We start from the raw sequence: 19,279 nt of genomic DNA, 5'->3' as shown, positions 1-19,279 counted from the left end.
CGATGGCCGTGCTGGATTCGTTGCGGGCGAATCTCTCGGACGCCTGAAGCCGCAGTCGTTCGCGGAACGCTCTTCGCTCGGCGGACAGTCCTCCGTCTTGTGCGTATCTCATGATGTCGGTGTACCCGGCAATCAAGGCACGTCAGAACCTACGACACCACGAGTTCAACCTCAGTAGTGATCCGTGACGTGATGGCCCGGACCTCCTACAGCTCCAGCCAGCCGCCGGTCATGATCAGTGGGTACGGCGGCGGGGTGCCAGGATCTCGGTGATCTTGGCGATGGCTTCGGCGCCGGGTTTGACGTAGCGCATGGCGGTGCGATCGAGCCCGGCGTACTTCTCCAGCAGGAGGAAGGCGTCGGCGGCCGCGGCGAGGCTGACGCCTCCGCCGCACAGGGCGGTGATCTTCGGCGCGGCGCTCATGCCAGCCGCCGCGCGACCCCGGCGGCGATGTACCGGGTAACGTGCCGGAGTCGCGCACCGCCCCGGCGGACGGCTCTCCTGGTCGCCGCGCCGCCATGATCGCCTATGTACGTGATAATAGACCATTATCACGTACATAGGCGCGGGTTGACCACCTCTACGACCGGGTCGAGCTGGACCAGTGGCCGGCACTGGTCGACCACGTCGCCCGCACCGTCGGCGACACCCCCGAGGTGGCCACCCACGTCCAGATCGACGCCGGCTCAGTGCGGCGGATCCTGACCGACCACCTCGCCCAGAAGATCCTCGACGGCGTCCAGGCAGACATTGGCCCCGAGATCGACCTGACCGGAGGAGGGCGCGACGAGGGCGGGACCGGGCAGGCACCGGTCGTGACCGACCCACTGGTGCAGGCCTGGCTGGTGCGGCACGCCGACCTGATCGCCGCCCGCCTGGACACCCTGGTCCAGCGGGCCGCGATCCGATGTTCGTCCAGTTCCAGTGCGGTCACGAGCACGCCAGCACCACGTCTCTCTACACCTGCGTCTCCTCCGACTTCCGCACCCACACCCGTCCCGGAGCCCTTCGCCACCCTGCTACTGCATCACCTCGACCAGCGACTCAACCTGACGACCGCAACCAATCAGAACTCCCGCTGGCTCTTCCCGGGCCGCCGCGGCGGCCAGCCCATGACCACCGACGCCATCGAACAACGACTGCGAACCCACCAGATCGCCACCCTCAACAGCCGGGCCGCCGCACTGCGGCACCTGGTTCTTCAGGCACCGGCACCGGTCATCGCCCGGATGCTCGGCTACACCGACCAGCAGACCAGCCGCATCGCTACCGCCACCGGCAGCCCCTGGAGCCGCTACGCCCCAGGCGACGACCACTCCCCGTGACGACCACGAGCTCAACCACAGCCAAATAGGCGACAGTTGATTACGCGAGGTCGCCAGAGTGGCACCCCTACTGGGACCCCTGCGCAGCGCGTGCCTGGAGCACCGTGGCCGCCACCACCATCACGATCCCCAGCACCATGACACCGGCCCCGCAGAGGATGACGATGCTCGCCACCTCGGGCTCCACCGGCGACGAGTTGTTGCGTCTCAGGGTCTTGGAGAGGAAGCCCAGCAACTGGGCCAGCAACAGGGTCTGTCTCAGGACGATCAGGATGACGGCGAGAACGCCGACGCAGATGGTGGTCACACCGGCGTTGCGGAGTCTGGCGATCGATCGAGGGGGCACGAGCGTGATCCTACGGAGGCGCGGCGACGGATTCCTCACCGTGCACCCGGCAACCGCCGTTTGGGTCCGTGGCGTCGTGGGCCGGGACCGGCCGCAGAGCCGCAGCCCGGCCCGCGAACGCCGGCGGCCCGCCAGGGGCGGGGTGCCTTGAAACTGTAGAGAAAAGTCTCATCCGGCGCGGTGGCCACCGTTGTCCTGTCTCGCTTGATGGTTGACACTCTGGCCTCGCTTGATGCTTGACATCTAGATCGGTTTCGTGTGCCTGCTCGTGGCGTTGTCTGCGCTTCGGGGGAGGCCGGGATGGCATTGGTGGAGCTGAGTGTCGTGGAGCAGCGTTATCACGCGGTGATCGAGGTGTTGTCGGGGGCGAAGGTCACCGATGTCGCCGAACGGTATGGGATCTCGCGTCAGTCGGTGCATACCTGGGTGCGCCGCTATCGAGGCGGCGGGCTGGGCGCTTTGGCCGATCGGTCGCACCGGGTGCGCGCACATCCGATGCAGACCCCTGCCGCGACCAAGCCCCTCTACGGCTGCACCGGCTGCGGAGCCACCAGCACCAGCCCGATCAACTACAACCACCCCAAGAGCAGCCGATGAACGCGGGCGTGGTGTCCGCCGCCCCGCTGTACGCCTTGACCCAGATGAAGGAGGCTGTATGGCGGGCGCAGTTGCTCACGCCGACCGCGACATCACTGGTCCGTTCCCGCATTGCGTCGTCGGTCTCCCTCGAAGCGCCGTTACTTCTCCACGGTGTAGCGCAGCTGTGCGAAGCCGCCGCCGACGTCGGCGACCGAGTCCAGACGCAGTGAGACGTCCTGGACCAGTTCGCCGAAGAGCCGGTGGCCGGCGCCGATCAGGACCGGGGCGACGCTGATGATGAAGTGGTCGACGCGTCCGGCGCGGATGAAGCTCTGGATGAGGCGTCCGCCGTCGGGGTAGGCGTGCTTGATCCCGCGCTTGTCGAGGTCGGCGACAAGGCTGTCCAAGTCCCGGTAGACGGTGATGCGCTGGTCGGTGTCCTGAGGGAGGGTGGTGCTCAGGACACCGACGTGGCGGTCGCCGTAGTGCCAGTTCTCCTCACCGAGGTCTACGAGCATGTCGTAGGTATTGCGGCCCATGATCACGGCATCGACCGAGTCGAGGAACCCGAAGAAGCCCATGTCGCCGGCCCTCTTGCCGCGCGAGGTCAGCCATTCGATGTCGTTGTCGGGGCGGGCGATGTAGCTGTCGAGGCTGGTGCCGATGAAGACGGTGGCGGTGAAGGTCACGGGGTCCTCCTGAGCAAGTGGTCGAGGTCCTCGTGGAGCAGGACGGTGGGATCACCGTCCCCGGTGAGGGCCCACCGCAGCAGGGACCCGTAGGTGGTGATCTGGACGGCGCGTGCCAGGCGTGGCACGTCCGTGCCGCACGGGAGCTCGCCTCCCGCGACGGCGTCGGTTAGCAGCTCTCGCAGTGCCGCATCGACCGCGCGGGCGTGCGCGGCGGCATGGACGCGGAACTCGGGGTCGGCGAGGTCAAGCTGGAGCATGCTGAGGTGATTGGCCATCTCCTCGGGGGCGGACATGTGACTGGCGAACTCGTCGGCGACGGCATGCAGCGCCGCCAGAGGCGAGTCGTGCGCGGCCCGCGCCCTCTGATAGGGCGCGGCGGCATCCGCGGCAGCGTCCGCGGCGAACGCCAGCAGCAGTCCTCGCTTGGACCCGAAGCGTTGCGACAGTGTCGCCGGGGAGACTCCCGCCTCGGCGGCGACGTGCGCCAGGGTGAGCGTGGCGGGTCCGTGGGCGCCAATGGCACGCGCGGTGGCGGTGAGCATCTCGGTGTCGCTGGTGGCGCGTGGTCGTGACATGGGTTCCTCCTCTCGCGATCGACTGTAGCACCATTAATAAATGGTGGCTCATTTATTGATCGGATGCGTATTCCGGTGGCACCCCGACGACGAACAGATCCCCCTTCTCACCCGGACCGCCGCCGTCATGGTGCTGCTCTATGCCTAGCCTCTGACTCGGATCCTGCGCCTGACGATCGACGATGTCCTCCATCACGACGGCCAGGTCAGCCTCCGCCTCGGGGACCCACCCACACCCGTCCCGGAGCCCTTCGCCACCCTGCTACTGCACCACCTCGACCAGCGACTCAACCTGACGACCGCAACCAATCAGAACTCCCGCTGGCTCTTCCCGGGCCGCCGCGGCGGCCAGCCCATGACCACCGACGCCATCGAACAACGACTGCGAACCCACCAGATCGCCACCCTCAACAGCCGGGCCGCCGCACTGCGGCACCTGGTTCTTCAGGCACCGGCACCGGTCATCGCCCGGATGCTCGGCTACACCGACCAGCAGACCAGCCGCATCGCTACCGCCACCGGCAGCCCCTGGAGCCGCTACGCCTCAGGCGACGACCACTCCCCGTGACGACCACGAGCTCAACCACAGCCAAATAGGCGACAGTTGATTACGCGAGGTCGCCAGAGTGGCACGGGGCTTCCCCCATGAACGTGAACACCGATTTCAGGCGGCGGGCTTCAGGTTATCTGCCGTCTTCTCGTAGTCGATTGGGCTGAGCTGGCCGAGGCGGGAGTGCCGGATCGTGTTGTAGCGGGTGATCCAGCCGAACACGGCCAGGCGGGCGGTGCGGGCGTCGGGCCAGCCGTGTGTGCCCTGCAGCGTCTCGCGTTTGAGACTCGCGTTGAAGGACTCGGCCGCCGCGTTGTCGGCGCTGGTGCCGACCGCACCGCGCGAGCGGGTGACCCCGAGCTGGCGGCAGGCTCGCGTGAACTCCTGCGAGCAGTACTGGGCTCCGTTGTCGCTGTGAAACACCGCCCCGTCCAGGCGTCCGCCCCGGGTCTGCGCCGCGGCCTGTAACGCATCGACGACGAGTTCGGTGCGCATGTGGTCGGCGATCGACCAACCGGCCAGCCGGCGCGAATACAGATCCACCACGGTGGCCAGGTAGAGGAACCGGCCGCCGCCGGCGGGCAGGTAGGTGATGTCGCCGACGTAGCGGGTGTTGGGCCGCTCGGCGGTGAAGTCGCGCTGGAGCAGGTCCGCCACCGGCGCGGTGTCCGGCTCCGGGATAGTGGTGCGGACCTTCTTGCGCAGATGCAGCCCGGCGATGCCGTGCTCGCGCATCAGCCGCTCCACCCGCTTGTGGTTGACCCTCATCCCGGCCGCGCGCAACTCGGCCGTCATCCGGGGCGCGCCGTAGGTGCCGTCATGCTCGGCGTGAATCCGCCGCATCCGCTCGGCCAGCTGCTCATCGGCCTGGCGGCGGGCCAGCCGCGCCGCGGCGCCCTTCAGCCACCGGTAGAAGCCCGGATCACCCTGCCGGATCTGCTCCGCCAGCCATGCGGCGGGGTCCACACTGTCGGGTACGGCCATCGCTTTCTTCTCCTTCGATCTTGGTTTCGCAACCTGGAGGATCACGCGATGGCCGTCCTCATTTCACGGCGCCACGCCTACTAGCTGGGGAAACTCGTACACCACCTCCGTGGACGCAACCTCCTCGCGGGCCGGGCCCGGGCAGGCGCCTTGTGGCCCGGGCCCCTCTCCTGCGGGGTCCTGTCGGACGAAGACCCGCACCCGCCCTACCTACCCGGGCCGCTTGCTTGGCGGGGGCTGTGCCGGGTCAAAGGACGATCAAGACGCGGAGCGGCATGCGCGCCCCGCCAGGGCGGCGGCGTTAGCGTGCGGGCACTGCCGCGCACTCCCCTGACGGGCCCGCGGCAGGCCATGCTCTCCTTCCTCACAGCGGTAGGAGCCCGGGGGCCGCCTTCCAGCCTGTCCCGGGATGCCGAAGGGGCGGGCCGGGCCACGCATGCTCACACATCCGGCCCGGCCCGCCCCCGCTCGGCCGGGAGGCCCGGGCCGGGCCCGCCCGGGAAACGGCCCAGGCCCCCGCTGTAAAGAGCCGGAAGGACGAAGAAGCAGCCGGCCCCACCACACACCCCTACCCGCACCGGCGTACCGGTGCGGCTCGGCCGCGGGGCTTGGCAAGGTGCGGGGAAACGCGGGGAGAACTCCCCGCCGGGCCGGGGCGCGGCGGCAGGGCCCGGAGCCGCGGGCCGGGCCAGGTGCCGACTCCGCTCGCGACCGGCCGAGCGGGGTGGCCCGTCCTCTGCGAGCGGTTTTCCGGATCCGGTCGGCGAGTTTTCTTCTTGACCGAGAAAGTGCCGTCTCGGACGGAACAGAAAATGACCTGGCCGGGTCGGCATGACGCGTGGAGGGAAACGGTGGAACGCGCCGCGACGCGCTCGGCGGCGGCGTCGAGCCCACACGAACGAATTCTGTGTGCGCCGCCCTTCCACTCCGTCGCTTTTGTGCGGTGCGGTGCGGTGAACTCGCCTGCACTGCCGGGAGAACAGGGGGTCCGACCAGTGGAGAAGCCGCGGAGAGAACGCACCGGAGCAATGGGTTCGGCGGTGATCGGGCGATTTGGCCGCTACCCGGATTTGCGCTAGGTGAGAAAGGCGCATGGTCGGTGTGTCCAAAAGGTAAGTAGGCGGTGTTTCCCCGCTCCGAGATCATGAGGCGCTTGTTTCTCTCGGCGGCCCCGGCCGCCTCGGCGGGCTTGGAGATGCGCACATGGTGAGTCAAGAATCGTCGCCCGACTACACGAGCCTGTTCGGCGAACTGCGCTTTCCCGAACGCGATGACGCGCGTTCCGTGTGGTCGCCCGCCGCTTACTTCGTGGAGCTCCTGGGTCTGCTGGAGGGGACGTTCGGGCGCCCGGAGCTGCTCGACCGGCGGCCCGATCTGACCCGGATCGTGCTCGACAAGGAGAACACGTTCACCGAGACCGCCTACCTCGACATCGTCAACGAGGTGCTGGAGCGGCTCGTCGGGGACCAGCCGTACGAGACGCTCCGCAAGGCGGCGCACCCGTTCGGGCTGCCGTTCTCGCTGAAGTCCGAACGGCTGCGGGTCTGCCTCGAACAGCTGAAGGCGACACCGGAGGAGCTGTACCGGCTCTTCGCCGCCCAGGTGGATCACGACGTCGCCGCGCGCGAGTACCTGGGCCTCACTTCGGAGGACGTCGCGGTGATCACCGGGTCCGACGTCCAGGCCGCGGCGCTCGGCCAGCGGTACGGCCTCGCGGCGGGCGAGACCCTCGCGGCCCTGCGCGACACCCGCCGGTTCGCCGAGGCCACCGGCCTCACCGACGCCGAACTCCGCGAACTCGTCGCGATGGCCGGGCAGGCCGTTCCGGAAGGGCGCGTCACGCTCAACACCGGCGAGACCTCGCTCGTCCCGCCGTCCGGCGCCGACCTTCCCCCGGCCTGGCTGGACCGGGCGCACCGGCTGGTCCGCCTAGCCCGCAAGACCGGACTGACGCTGACCCACCTCGACCTCGTCCTGACGTCGTGCGCGCAGGGTCGCCTCGATCCTCCCGCCCTGCGCGCGGTGGCCGCCGTCGTCCGGCTCGGCAAGGTCCACGGGCAGACGGTCCCGGAGGTGTGCGGACTCATCGTGCCGTGGAAGCCAGATCCCAAAGTGACGGTCGAGACGTGCTCGGGCGACATCCTCACCCCCGCCAACCGCGACTACCGGTTCCGGCTGGCCCGGCTGATCGGGGTGGCGGAGCCGGACATCGTCCGGCTCGTCCTGCGGTACCGGGAGCGCTACGCCGACCGGGAGCCGAGCCCGTTCGACCGCGGGCAGGTCGGCCTCGCCGAGATCTCCTTGCTGCGCCGGGCGGGCCTGCTCGCGGCGGCGCTCGGCGTCGGCCCCGACGAGCTCTGCGACGTGCTCGTGGCGTTGGAAGGCGACCCCTCCGTCCAGCGCTACAGCACGTTCGCGGTGTTGGGCGGGCCCGCTCCGGAGACGCGCGACTTCCACAAGGTGCTGGAGGGCGGCGCACCGGAGCAGGCGCTGTGGCTGGCCCAGACCCTGTTCGCGGTGATCACGTGGATGCGCGCCGCGGGATTCGACGGCGCTGAGCTCGCCGGCATCCTCGGCGGCCGGCCCGACCCCGCCACCGGGGATCCGCACGGCCTCGCCGCACTGTTCGCCAGGCTCCGCGACGCCCTCGACCCCGTCGCGCTCGGCCCCGACGCGCTGCGGTCGGACAGGTTCGGCCCCAGGGCGGCCCGGGTGATCCACGACGTGCTCGCCGCCTTCCCCGACGGGGTCGTGGCCGCCGTCGGCAGCGGGCTGCTGGAGGTCCACCGGGAGAAGGCCGAGAAGGCCGCCTACGAGGCGGTCACCGACCTCGGCGTCGTCTTCCCCTCTGACCTCACCGGGCTCGGCCTGGGCGACCGGCTCCAGGCGAAGATCTTCCGCAATCTGGTCCTGCGCGGCGTGCTGGGCGCCGACGGAGGGCTCGCCGCGCCGCCCGAGCGGGAGCCGGACCTCGCCGGCGACTTCACCGGCCACCGGGACGCCCTGTTCGAGATCATCGCGGACGAGGTGGACGGCCCCGCGGAACTCCACCCCTCCCACTTGGAGCGCCTGCCGGGCCTGAGCCCGCAGGAGCGCCGGGAACTGTACGACAACCTCGTCTACCGCCGCCATCTCGGCGAGGACGGCACGGTGCTCGACCCCGACTTCTTCCGCGACCCCGACAACGCCGGGGACCTGTCGGTGAACGTCCCCCTCGCCGACGCGGCCGCGCCGGTCGCGGAGCTGCTTCGCGAGCGCCTCGCGGAGTTCCGCACCTCCCCTCTCACCCTCGACTCGTCAGTCCTGGCGGGGCTCCGCCTCACCGACGCGCAGTTCGGCAGGCTGGTCGACAGCCTCCGCTTCAACGGTCACCTCGACGCCGAGCGGCGCTACACCGACAAGGAGGCGCTGCTGCGCGCCGCGCCCGCCGACTTCGGCCTGGCCGCCGAGTTCGCCGCCCTGCGCCCGGCCGTCCTGGCGGCGCTGCGCGGCCAGGTCGCGGAGTTCCATGCCGGGCTGACGACCTTCACGGCCGAGGACTTCGCCGACCTCGCCGACGACCTCGCGGCACACCGCGTCCACCGTGCGCTCGACGACGCCTGGCTGGACGAGGGGCAGATCGCCGACCCGGGCGAGTTCGCCGAGCCCGGCGGCGCCGTGGACCTCGGCTCGGGGTTCACCGGCGCGGACGAGAGCGCCGTGTTCGACGCGATGGCGGCGATCGCCGCGCAGGAGGCGCCCTACCGGGTCTCCCGGAGCGCGTTCACCGCCCTCGGGCTCACCGATCTCCACGCCGACCGGCTCCTGGACCGCCTCGTGACCGCCGGGCACCTGACCGAGCGCCACGCCGTGGCGCGGGACCGACTCGCCTACTTCGCCAACGCCGACAACTCCCTCGACTTCACCCTCCCCGACATGGTGGACTTCGCCCGCGAAGTCTTCTTCGTCCTGCACGACACCGCGACGGCGCTGACGGCCGCCGTCACCGAGGCGACCGACCGGGTCGCCGAACTGGCCGGCAAGCAGGACCAGGCCCTGCACGCCTGCCTGTCCGACGTCCTGGGTCTGGACGCGGCCGCGACCAGGGCCGTGGTGGAGTGCGTCGCGGGGAGCGCGCGGGAGGCGCGGGCCTTGTTCGCCCGGCCCGCCCTGGACACCGACGGGACGCCCACCGATCCGCGCGTTGTCCTGGCCCACCGGCGGATCCGCAGATTCGCGCTGCTGGCCGCCAAACTCGGGCTGCGCGCCGCCGAGATCCGTGCGGTCTTCGCCGACCAGGACCTCACCGGCAAGTACCCCGAGCCGCTGACCCTGCCGCCGGGCGTCGCCCGCATCCAGGCGCTGCTCGACGCGGGCGACGGCGTGATCCTGCTCTTCGGCGACGACGGCGGTTACTGGACGTACTCCGCCGCCACCCGCGCCCGCACGAGCCCGGCGCGCCGTCCGCTCACCGACCTGTCGCCCCGGCTCTCGGCCCTGGCCGCGGTGGACGCCGCGTTCGTGCGTCCCGACGGCACCTCCTGGCTCGTCGGACGCGACGCCAAGGGCGCCGCGCTGGCCTTCACCAGGGAGAAGGGCGGCACCCGGTGGGCGCCGCAGGCACAGAGGTGGGGGAAGGTCAAGAACGCGTTCGCCGACCCGGCCCGGATCGACGGCGCGTTCACCGACAACGACGGCCGCGTCTACCTGTTCGCCGGTGACCAGTACGTCCGCTACTCCGCGGGCTACGACACCGTGGACGAGGGGTACCCGCGCGACGTCGCCGAGTGGCGCTCCCGCGAGGGCCTGCCCGCCCCGCGCGTGCGCGAGGCGGTGGACGCCTGCTTCCAGGACCTCGACGGCGTTGTGCACGTCTTCGCCGGGGACCGCTGGATCACGACGGCGGGGGAGCGGCCCGCCGCCGAGGTGTGGGGACGGGTGGAGACCCGTTTCGCCGACCTCAAGTCCGTCGACGCCGCCTACACGACGGCGTCGGCCGTCCACGTGCTGTCCGGCGGGGAGATGCTGCGGTACTCCGACAGCATCGAGAACGCCGGCGTCCTCGCCGACGAGGGCGTGCCGCGCCGCCTGCGCGACCTGCCGCCGCAGTTCGAGGGCGGCGTCGAGGCGGCCTTCACCGACCCGTCGGGCGTGCTGCACCTGTTCAAGGCGGGCCGGACCGTCGCGCTCGACGGCGCCCGCGCGACCACGGCTGTGACGGCGGAACGCTGGGGCGCGCTGTCCCCCGCGCTGACCGCAGGCCGGGTGGACGCCGGCTTCGCCGGGCTCGACGGGCGCACCTACCTCTTCAGCGGCGACACCTACCTGCGGTACTCCACCGCCGACTACACCACGGTCGACTCCGGCTTCCCCCGCCGGATCGCCGACGACTGGGGCGGGCTCACCCGTGTGGACGCCTCGTTCGTCATGGACGGCAGGACGTACCTGTTCGGCACCGGCGGCCTGGTCCGCGAGATCCCCGCCGACCACCAGCCCGACCTGGACGCCGGACGGCTCACCCCCGCGCTGCGCGCCCTGTTCGCCGAGCACGGCCTCACCGTCACCGCGCTGCGCGGGAGCGCGCCGCGCTGGGAGCTCACCACCGGGGAGGGGGTCGCGCTGACCGTCGTCCGCGAAGGACTCCGGCTGAAGGCGCGGGGAGACGGCGCGGCGTTCTACGTCCGCTACTCCGCGCGCGACTACCGCACCCCCGACCCCGGCTTCCCCAAACCACTGGCCGACAACTGGTGGAACATGCCGGAGGGCATGCGGCTCGGCCCTGTCGACGCCGTGTTCACCGGCCGCGACGAGCGCACCTACCTCTTCTCAGGCGACAGGTTCGTCTGGTTCGACGCCCGGCACCGGTGGTGGTCGGAGCCGATGGCGCTGCGCGAGCGGTGGGACAGCCTGCCCTTCGCGCGCGTCGACGCGGCGTTCGTCGGCGCCGATGGCCGCACCTACGTGTTCTCCGGCGACCGCCACGTCCGCTACTCCACCGCCGACCGCACCCAGGTCGACGACGGCTACCCGGCGCAGAACGCGGGCCGGTGGGGCCGCGTCGCGCACACCCTCGCCCGCACGGGCCGGGTGGACGCCGCGTTCGTCCTGGACGTCCCCGAACAGGTGGACGGCGTCGAGGTTGTGCGCACCCGCACCTACCTGTTCTCCGGCGACCAGTACGTGCGCTACACCGGCGCCGCGCTCACCGTCGTCGACCCCGGCTACCCGCGCCGGATCGCGGAGCTGTCCGGCGAGCCCGGCCTCGCCGCGCTGCCCGTCACGCTCGACGGGGTGGACGCGGCGTTCGCCGACCGGCGCACCGCCTACCTGTTCCGGGGCGGCGAGTGCCACGCGGTGTCCACCGCGGGCCACCGCCGCTACACCGACCTGCCGGTCGGCGGGGTGCGCTGCGCCTACGTCGAGGACGGCTCGCTCGTCGTCGAGACCGCCGACGGATGGCGGCGGCTGTCGGCGCTGGAGGGCAGGACGGTCGCGGCGGCCCCGTTCCGGCCGCGCGCCCTGCGGACTGTCCCGGCGCGCTTCACCAGCGGCCTGGACGCCGTCCTCACCGGCGCGGACGGCGTCACCTACCTGTTCCGCGGGCCGTCGTGCTTCAACACCCAGGTCGGCCGCGACTACCCGATCGCCGAAGAGTGGGGCAGGCCCAGGGACCTCCTGCGCGAGACCGGCGAGGTCGACGCGGCGTTCGTCGCCCGCGACGGCAGGATCCACCTGTTCAGCGGCGACCAGTACGTCACGCACGCGCCGGGCGCGGCGCTCGCCGAGGGCGACCCGAAGCCGATCGCCGACCGCTGGGCCGGACTGGAGGGCGTCGCGCTGGCCTACGTGCACCGCGGCAAGACGCACCTCTACGGCAAGCCGGACGCCGCCGGCAGGGTCCGCCACGTCGTTTACTCCGACGAGTCGTGCGCCGCGCCGGACCCGGGCTACCCGGTGACAATCGAGGCGGCCGCGGCCTTCCCCGGTTCGCCGCTGCCCTTCCCCGACGCCGTCCTGGTGGAGGACACGGCGCTGGTCCTGCTCGCCGGCAAGCGGTGCGCCACCTACAGCGACCGGACCGGGGCCTGGTCGGCGGTCCGCCCGATCGAGCGGCTGTACCCCGGCTTCGGCGCGGGCCTCGACGCCCCCGACGGCCTCAGGTCGGCGCTGCGGACCGCCGACGGCGCCGTCTGGTTCTTCTTCGCCGACACCTGCGCGCCGTTCCAGAACGAGGCGTTCGGCCCGCGGGTCAAGGTTCGCGACCAGTGGGGCCGCTCGCCGAACCCGTTCCTGGCGCCCGGCGCGACCGTCGATGCGGCCTTCGTGTGGCGCGGCGACCGCACCTACCTGTTCTCCGGCGACCGCTACGTTCGCTACACCGGCCGCGTCTACCGGCACGTCGACCCCGGCTACCCCAAGCCGATCGCGGGCAACCTCCGCCGCGAGGAGCCGTTCGCGCGCCTTCCGGAGACCTTCGAGGACGCCCTGGACCGGCCGCTGGACGCGGTCGTCGGCAACGACAGGACCGTCCACGTCCTCGTCGGCGGCGTCTGCCACACCGCGTCGAGCGAGCTCGCCGCCACGTTCGGCGCCGGCCGGCTCGGCGCCCTCCGCAACAACCTCGCGGCGACCGGCAAGGTGGACGCCGCGCTCGTCGCCGACCGGCGGATCTACCTGTTCTCCGGGGACCAGTACGTCCGCTACTCCGGCGCAGACCGCACGTTCGTCGACGACGGCTACCCGCGCGCCCTTGCCGACCTTCCCGGCGACCTGAGCCTGGCCGCGCTGCCGTCCGCGTTCCAGGACGGCGTCGACGCGGCGTTCTGCGGCGCCGACGGCGTCGTCCGGCTGTTCCGCGGGCGCGAGTTCTTCGCCGCCGGGACCGCCGGCCCCATGGTGGGCCGCTGGGGCAAGGTCCGCAACTCCTTCGACACCGGCCCGCTGGACGCCGCGTTCACCGCCCCTTCGGGAGAGCTCTACGCGTTCAGCGGCGGCCAGTACGTCCGCTACCCGGCCACCGGAACCCTCGACCACCCCGAGGCCGGCTACCCCCGGACCGTCCGCGACGACTGGGGCGACGCCCCGCAGGACTTCGAGGACGGCCCCGACGGCGCGTTCACCCTCGACGGCCGCACCTACCTGCTCAAGGGAGACCGGTACCTGCGCTACTCCGGCCCGTACCACCAGGTCGACCGGACCTTCCCGCAGCAGTTCCGGCAGCGGTGGTCCGGCACCGCCGACCACCGGCTGAGCGACCTGCACACCATCGTCCGCTTCGCCGCGCTCTGCCGGGGCCGCGATGGCCTCGCCGCGTTCTTCCTCGACGGCGCCGAGGACCCGTACGCCTACCTCGCCTCCGCGTTCGGCTGGCCGCTGGAGGAGGTGCGCTGGGCCCGGCGGAACATGGGCCTGCTGCGGCCCGGCACCAGCGAGGAGCACCTGTTCGAGATCGAGTTTCTGCTCACCCTCGCAGACGCCTTCGGAGCCTCGGCCAAGACCGGCATCGGGGTCCCCGAGCTGTACGGCGTGTGGGCGAAGATGTTCGGGCCCGCGCCCGACCTCGACGGGGCGGCGGCCGCCGTGCGCGCCGCGATCGAGCGGAGGGCGTCGCCGCAGGAGTGGCCGAAGATCTCCGCCGCCATGCGCGACAGGCTGAACGTCCGCAAGCGCGACGCGCTCGTCGCCCGGCTGACCCCTCTGCACGGGAACGCCCGCGACCTGTACGAGCGGTACCTGATCGACGTGGAGATGGGCGGGCAGGGCACCACGTCCCGCGTCCGCGAGGCGATCGCCGCGACCCAGCTCTACCTCCAGAGGTACCTCCTCGGCCTGGAGAAGGTCACCCTGCCCGCCGGCGTCGATCCCGAGGCCGTCCGCGCCAGGCTGCGCACCTGGTGGGGGTGGATGCGCAGCTACCGCACCTGGGAGGCCAACCGGAAGGTCTTCCTCTACCCGGAGAACTACCTGCGGCCCGAGCTGCGCGACCGCAAGACCCCCGCGTTCTCCGCGCTCCAGGACGACCTCCTGCAGGGCGACATCACGGAGAAGGCCGTCCAGGCCTCCTACAAGCGCTACCTCGACGAGTACACCGAGGTCTCCCGCCTGACCATCGCGGGCGGCTACGTGTACCGGCCCGAGGGGACCGCGGCCGAGGTGCGCAGGCTCGTCCTGTTCGGCAGGACCCGCACCGACCCGCGCCGCTACTACCACCGCACCGCCGAGTTCCGCGACGGCGGCAGGCTCTCGGCCGCCTGGGACGCCTGGGAGAAGGTGGACGTCCAGATCGCCGCCGACCGGGTGGACCCGGTGCACGCCTTCGGCAGGATCTTCGTGTTCTGGTCGACGGTCGAGCCCGTCCCGCCGGCCGACCCGTCCAAGGTCACCGTCACCGCCAAATCGTCGGGCTCGGATCAGAAGGTGAGCGGGCCGCCGCCGCGCTACCAGGTCAAGATCCGCTACTCCTTCCGCAACCTCGACGGCGCCTGGGTCGCGCCCCAGGTGCTCGCCTCCGACGCCGAGCGGGAAGGCCAGATCACCGACGTCAGCCTGTACGTGCAGGCTTCCCGCAAGGTCCCCGGCGTCAGCGAGCACGACTCGATCATCGTGCAGTGCTCCTACACCGTCGGCTCGACCGCCCACTCCGCGGCATTCACGCTCACCCCGGAGCTGTACGCGCTGCCCGCCGCGACGGTCACGCCGCCGCCCCGCGCGGCCGACCTGTCCGCACTGTTCGCCGAACCCGCCGAGACGCCCATCACCCCGGACCGGGTCGTGCGGTTCAACGCGCCCGCCGACAGCGAGGACGGCCCCTGGTTCAGCGTCGACCACAAGGGCGGCAGCTTCCTGTGCCGCCCCGTCGCGGCCCCCGCGGACCCGGCGCCGGTCCAGCCGTTCAAGGGTAACGCCGACAGGCTGCCGACCACCTGGGACCGCGTGGACGCCGCGGTCCGCCTGCCCGACGGCACCCTGTACTTCTTCGAGTCCGCGACCGGCATCCACGTCGCCGTGCCGCCGGACAAGGTGACGTCGCGGCAGACCCGCCAGCCCACCGGGGACAGGTTCGGCGCGGTGTCCACCCGCATCCTGCGCACGGGGGCCGTGGACGCCGGGTTCTTCCGCACGCACACCTACCTGTTCAGCGGGGACGAGTACTACCGCTACCCGGTGATCTCGGGTCCGTCGGTCCTCGGCCCGCTGGAGACCGGCTACCCCAAGAAGCTCGCCGGCAACACCGAGCGCCTGCCGCAGTGGCAGGCGATCGACGCCGCGGTCACCCTGCCGGGCGGCACCGAACTGTTCTACGCCAAGGCCGTCGGCTTCGTCACCGGCGACGACCTGGCCAACGCCCGGTCGGCCGCCGCCGAATGGCGGGTTCCTGCGGGCGCCGCCGTGGACCGCTTCCACGTGGCCGATGGCAAGGCCTACGCCGTCTTCGGCGACAGGTACGTCAAGCTGCGGTCCGACCTCGCCGCCGAGCACCCGCCCAAGGCGCTGGCCGGCAACACCGACGGCGTCCCAGAGCAGCGCCCGCCCGGACCGGTCGTGCACGCGGGCCGCGCCACCCTGGCGTTCGACAACGCCAACGCCGTCTTCAAGCAGAGCGGCGGCGGCAGCTCCGAAGGGCTGCGCGACACCCGCGGGCTCGGCCGCGCCACGACCGAGTTCGGGCGGACGGGCGAGGTCACCGCCGCGTACCTCGCCGAGGGGAAGCTGTACCTCGTCGGGCCGCACGAGTTCGTCAGGTTCACCCTGGCGGCCGACGGGACGGTCCCGGACTTCGCCGACGACGGCTACCCGAAGCCGACCGCCCAGCAGATCCGCGGCGTGCTGTCGCGCGGCGACCAGCGGTTCGCGTTCGGCCCCGCCGGCTACGCACCGATCCCCAAGGGCTGGGAGCCCTCGACCCCGCTGACCTTCCTGCCCTACCGGGGCAACTGGCGCGGCCTGCCCGCGGGATTCCCCGGCGACTTCACCGGGCTGCTGGAGGGCGACACCCACCTGTACCTGTTCCTCGGCCAGGGATACGCCGCCCACCCCTACGCCGACGCCGTCCCGCGCCCGTTCGAGGTCGCCTCCCTGCCGACCCAGCTCATCCGGCTCACCTCCAGCACCGCGGCCGAATTGAACCGGAGGCTGCTCACCGGCGGCGTCCCCGCCTTGCTCGACCCCGCCACGCAGGAGCTCGACGAGCTGCCCGCCTTCAGCACCACGGCGTCGAACGCCTCGACCATCCGGATCAAGCCGCGGATCGCGCCCCACGCGCCCGTCAGCTCCCACCTCGACTTCGACAGCGCCAACGGCCCGTACTACTGGGAGATCTTCTTCCACGCGCCGCTGCTCATCGCGCAGACCCTGAACGGCGGGCAGCGCTTCGAGGACGCCCGCCGCTGGTACGAGTACGTCTTCGACCCGACCTGGATCGCCCGCTACTGGCGGTTCCTACCGTTCCTCGCCGCCGACGTGGACGCGCTCGTCGCCCGCACCCGCCAGGACCTGGCCGAGCTGGCGTCGCCCGGGATGGAGACCCGGCTGAACCCCGTCCTCACCGCGCTGTCGGCGCTCACCCCCGCGTTCCGGCGCGCCCGCGACCTCACCGGCGCCGAGCTGGCGTACCTGGCCGACCTCGGCGGGACGGGCCTCGACCAGGTCAGGGCGGCCCTGGCCGCCCTGACGCCCGACGCCCGCACCGCCGCGCTCGGCGAGCGCATCGAGATGATCGCGCGGCTGCGCCGCCAGTACGACCTCATGGGCGACCGCCGAGCTCTCATCCAGGCCTACCTCGACGACCCGTTCGACCCGCACACCATCGCGGCGCTCCGCCCGGAGGCCTACCGGCGCGCCGTCGTCATGGCCTACATCGACAACCTCCTCGACTGGGGCGACATGCTGTTCCGGCAGTACACCGCCGAGACGGTCGACGAGGCGCGGATGCTGTACGTCTACGCCTACGACCTGCTCGGGCCCCGCCCCGTCACGCTCGGCCCCGCCGCGCTGCCGCCCGCCGCCCCCTACGCCCTCACCGAAGGCGACGGACCCGGCGAGACCGGCCACCTCACCGCCGACGGCACCCTGCTCAAGGACTCCGGCGCCGTCCACGCCGGCATCGCCAACCCCTACTTCTGCGTGCCGGGCAATGAGCTGTTCCAGGAGTACTGGACCCGCGTCGAGGACCGGCTCACCAAGATCCGGGCGTCGCTCGACATCCTCGGCGTCGCCCGGCCGCTCCCGCTGTTCGACCCGCCCCTCGACGTCATGGCGCTCGTGCGCGGCGCGGCCGAGGGCGGAGGGCTCGACGCGGCGATGGCGGCGGCGGCCGTGCCGGTGCCCGTGCACCGGTTCGACTTCGTGCTCCAGCGGGCCCGCGAGCTGACCGACCGGCTCCGGCAGCTCGGCACCGACCTGCTGGAGGCGGTCGACCGGCGCGACTCCGAGGAACTGGCCCTGCTCCAGCAGCGGCAGCAGGGCGAGATCATCGGCCTCACCCGCAAGATCAGGGAACTCCAGGTCAAGATCGCCGAAGAGGGCGTCGCCGAGGCCCGCGACGCCAGGACCGCCGCCGAAGCGCGGGTCGCGCACTACCAGAAGCTCATCAACGACGGCATGTCGCCGCTCCAGCAGGCGCAGATCGCGATGATGTCCCTCGGCGCCATAGGCCAGTTCGTCTCGGCCGGCCTGAAGATCGGCTCCGGCATCGCCGCGGCCGTCCCGCAGGCCAAGCTCGGCCCGTTCATCGTCGGCGCCGAGACCGGCGGCCTCCAGCTCAGCAAGGCCCTCGAAGCCGCGGGCGAGGTGTCCGCGAGCTTCGGCGAGGGCTTCAGCATGATCGGCGAGGTCCTCGGCCTCCGGGCCGAGTTCGACAGCCAGGTGGAGGACTGGCGGTTCCAGCTCGACACCAGCCGCTCCGACGTCGTCCAGGTCGGCCACCAGATCACCACCGCCGATCTCCAGCTCGCCATCGCCCGCCGCGAGCTGGAGATCCACGACCGGGAAGCGGCCCAGCACGCCGCCGTCACCGACTTCCTCACCGCCAAGTTCGCCGGCCCCCAGCTGTACGGCTGGATGGTCGGGCAGGTCTCGGGCCTGTACTTCCAGACCTACAAGCTCGCCCACGACATGGCCCGCGCCGCCGAACGCTCCTACGAGAGCGAGCGCGGTGCGTCCCCCGGTCTGATCCGGGCTGCGTACTGGGATTCGCGCCGCAAGGGCCTGCTCGCCGCCGACCAGCTCGCCCTCGACCTCGACCGGCTCGGCCAGGCCTACTACGAGACCGACGCGCGCGGGATGGAGATCACCAAGCGGGTGTCGCTGCTCGGCCTCGACGCGCCCGCCCTGCTCGCGCTGCGCGACACCGGACGCTGCGAGTTCGCGCTCACCGAGACCCTTTTCGACCGCGACTTCCCCGGCCACTACCAGCGGCGGATCAAGTCCGTCAGCGTCGCCTTCCTGACCGCCGAAGGCCCCGTTCCCGTCAACGCGACCCTCACCCAGATCGACAACAAGACGGTGCTCGCGGCCGACCCCAAGGCCGTCCGCTTCCTCCTCGACCCGAAGGGGCCGCCGCCGGAGAGCGTGCGCGGCGACTGGCTGCCCGGGCAGCGCATCGCCCTGTCGGAGGTCCAGGACGGCGAGGACAGCGGCGTGTTCGACCTGCGCTACGACGACCAGCGGCTGCTGCCGTTCGAGGGGACCGGCGCGGTCTCGCGGTGGCGGCTGGAAGCACGGCGCGTCCCCGCCGGGCTCGTCGACGTGGCCGTCACCGTCCGGTACACCGCGCGCGACGGCGGCGAGACCTTCGCCACGGCCGTGCGCGGCATGCTCAAGCCCTACCCGGCGGCGATCCTCCTCGACGTGGAGAGTCGCTTCCCCGAGGAGTGGGAGGCCTTCCTTGGGGACGGTGGCGAACTGCTCCTGCCGATCACCCAGAACCTCTTCCCCGGCATCTCGGGGCGGCAGGTCACCGGGATCGTCGCCCAGTACGCGGCACCGGACACCGAGGCGAGGTTCCTGCTGCACGGCGACCCGGCGCTCGCCCTCGCCGCCGGCCGTCTGGTGCAGACGCCGGGACTCAACGCGGACAACCGCCCCTGGCGGCTGACCGCCTCCGGCGACCCCGCCGGACTCGCCGGCTTCTCCCTCATCCTCCTCTACCGCGCGCTCCCCTAGGAAGGCGACCATGGCCAACGACAAGACCTCCGCGCAGCGCAAGAAGAAGAGGAAGAAGTCCTCCGACGGCGACAGGACCTCCGCA

Annotated in this window: 9 protein-coding genes; 4 read left to right on the top strand and 5 right to left on the bottom strand. The window is 71.8% G+C overall.

The window, feature by feature from the left end; translation table 11 throughout:
• Positions 1-235: 235 nt before the first annotated feature.
• Positions 236-424: a hypothetical protein gene (locus AB0J58_RS24470; protein ID WP_364219142.1), complete on the bottom strand. Its 189-nt coding sequence runs from the start codon at positions 422-424 to the stop codon at positions 236-238.
• A gap of 233 nt (positions 425-657) precedes the next feature.
• On the opposite strand from AB0J58_RS24470, the gene AB0J58_RS24465 reads away from it, so the two are divergent.
• Entirely contained in the window at positions 658-1,326 is a 669-nt protein-coding gene (locus AB0J58_RS24465) for a hypothetical protein (RefSeq protein ID WP_364219139.1), read from the top strand.
• A gap of 67 nt (positions 1,327-1,393) precedes the next feature.
• Here AB0J58_RS24465 and AB0J58_RS24460 read toward each other — a convergent pair whose 3' ends face one another.
• Entirely contained in the window at positions 1,394-1,672 is a 279-nt protein-coding gene (locus AB0J58_RS24460) for a hypothetical protein (RefSeq protein WP_364219136.1), read from the bottom strand.
• Between the two features lie 315 nt (positions 1,673-1,987).
• On the opposite strand from AB0J58_RS24460, the gene AB0J58_RS24455 reads away from it, so the two are divergent.
• Positions 1,988-2,269, top strand: coding sequence for a helix-turn-helix domain-containing protein (locus AB0J58_RS24455; RefSeq protein ID WP_364219163.1), 282 nt, complete (start codon positions 1,988-1,990; stop codon positions 2,267-2,269).
• Positions 2,270-2,409: 140 nt separating this feature from the next.
• Here AB0J58_RS24455 and AB0J58_RS24450 read toward each other — a convergent pair whose 3' ends face one another.
• Together AB0J58_RS24450 and AB0J58_RS24445 are read right to left on the bottom strand one after the other, a co-directional pair.
• Positions 2,410-2,940 (bottom strand): dihydrofolate reductase family protein, encoded by a 531-nt coding sequence (locus tag AB0J58_RS24450; RefSeq protein ID WP_364219133.1) that lies wholly within the window; start codon positions 2,938-2,940, stop codon positions 2,410-2,412.
• Complete coding sequence (locus AB0J58_RS24445) at positions 2,937-3,518, bottom strand: helix-turn-helix domain-containing protein (protein WP_364219130.1); 582 nt, start codon at positions 3,516-3,518, stop codon at positions 2,937-2,939. The genes AB0J58_RS24450 and AB0J58_RS24445 overlap by 4 nt, the downstream gene beginning before the upstream one ends.
• 355 nt (positions 3,519-3,873) lie before the next feature.
• Between AB0J58_RS24445 and AB0J58_RS24440 the strand changes: the two genes are divergently transcribed.
• Complete coding sequence (locus AB0J58_RS24440) at positions 3,874-4,086, top strand: hypothetical protein (RefSeq protein ID WP_364219127.1); 213 nt, start codon at positions 3,874-3,876, stop codon at positions 4,084-4,086.
• A 96-nt stretch (positions 4,087-4,182) separates the two neighbouring features.
• On the opposite strand, the gene AB0J58_RS24435 is transcribed toward AB0J58_RS24440, so the two are convergent.
• Entirely contained in the window at positions 4,183-5,052 is an 870-nt protein-coding gene (locus AB0J58_RS24435) for an IS3 family transposase (RefSeq protein ID WP_364219124.1), read from the bottom strand.
• Between the two features lie 1,203 nt (positions 5,053-6,255).
• Between AB0J58_RS24435 and AB0J58_RS24430 the strand changes: the two genes are divergently transcribed.
• Positions 6,256-19,194 (top strand): hemopexin repeat-containing protein, encoded by a 12,939-nt coding sequence (locus AB0J58_RS24430; protein ID WP_364219121.1) that lies wholly within the window; start codon positions 6,256-6,258, stop codon positions 19,192-19,194.
• Positions 19,195-19,279 lie beyond the last annotated feature (85 nt).

The organism is Streptosporangium sp. NPDC049644, from assembly GCF_040675205.1.
In the GTDB taxonomy this organism is placed as follows: domain Bacteria; phylum Actinomycetota; class Actinomycetes; order Streptosporangiales; family Streptosporangiaceae; genus Streptosporangium; species Streptosporangium fukuiense.
The sequence above is the reverse complement of the archived record's forward strand: the minus strand, read 5'-3'. Positions and strand labels throughout refer to the sequence as shown.

Excerpts from the sequence above, each read along its gene's own strand:
- AB0J58_RS24470 (WP_364219142.1), bottom strand. The coding sequence starts at position 424 with ATGAGCGCCGCGCCGAAGATCACCGCCCTGTGCGGCGGAGGCGTCAGC.
- AB0J58_RS24445 (WP_364219130.1), bottom strand. The coding sequence starts at position 3,518 with ATGTCACGACCACGCGCCACCAGCGACACCGAGATGCTCACCGCCACC.
- AB0J58_RS24440 (WP_364219127.1), top strand. The coding sequence starts at position 3,874 with ATGACCACCGACGCCATCGAACAACGACTGCGAACCCACCAGATCGCC.
- AB0J58_RS24435 (WP_364219124.1), bottom strand. The coding sequence starts at position 5,052 with ATGGCCGTACCCGACAGTGTGGACCCCGCCGCATGGCTGGCGGAGCAG.
- AB0J58_RS24430 (WP_364219121.1), top strand. The coding sequence starts at position 6,256 with ATGGTGAGTCAAGAATCGTCGCCCGACTACACGAGCCTGTTCGGCGAA.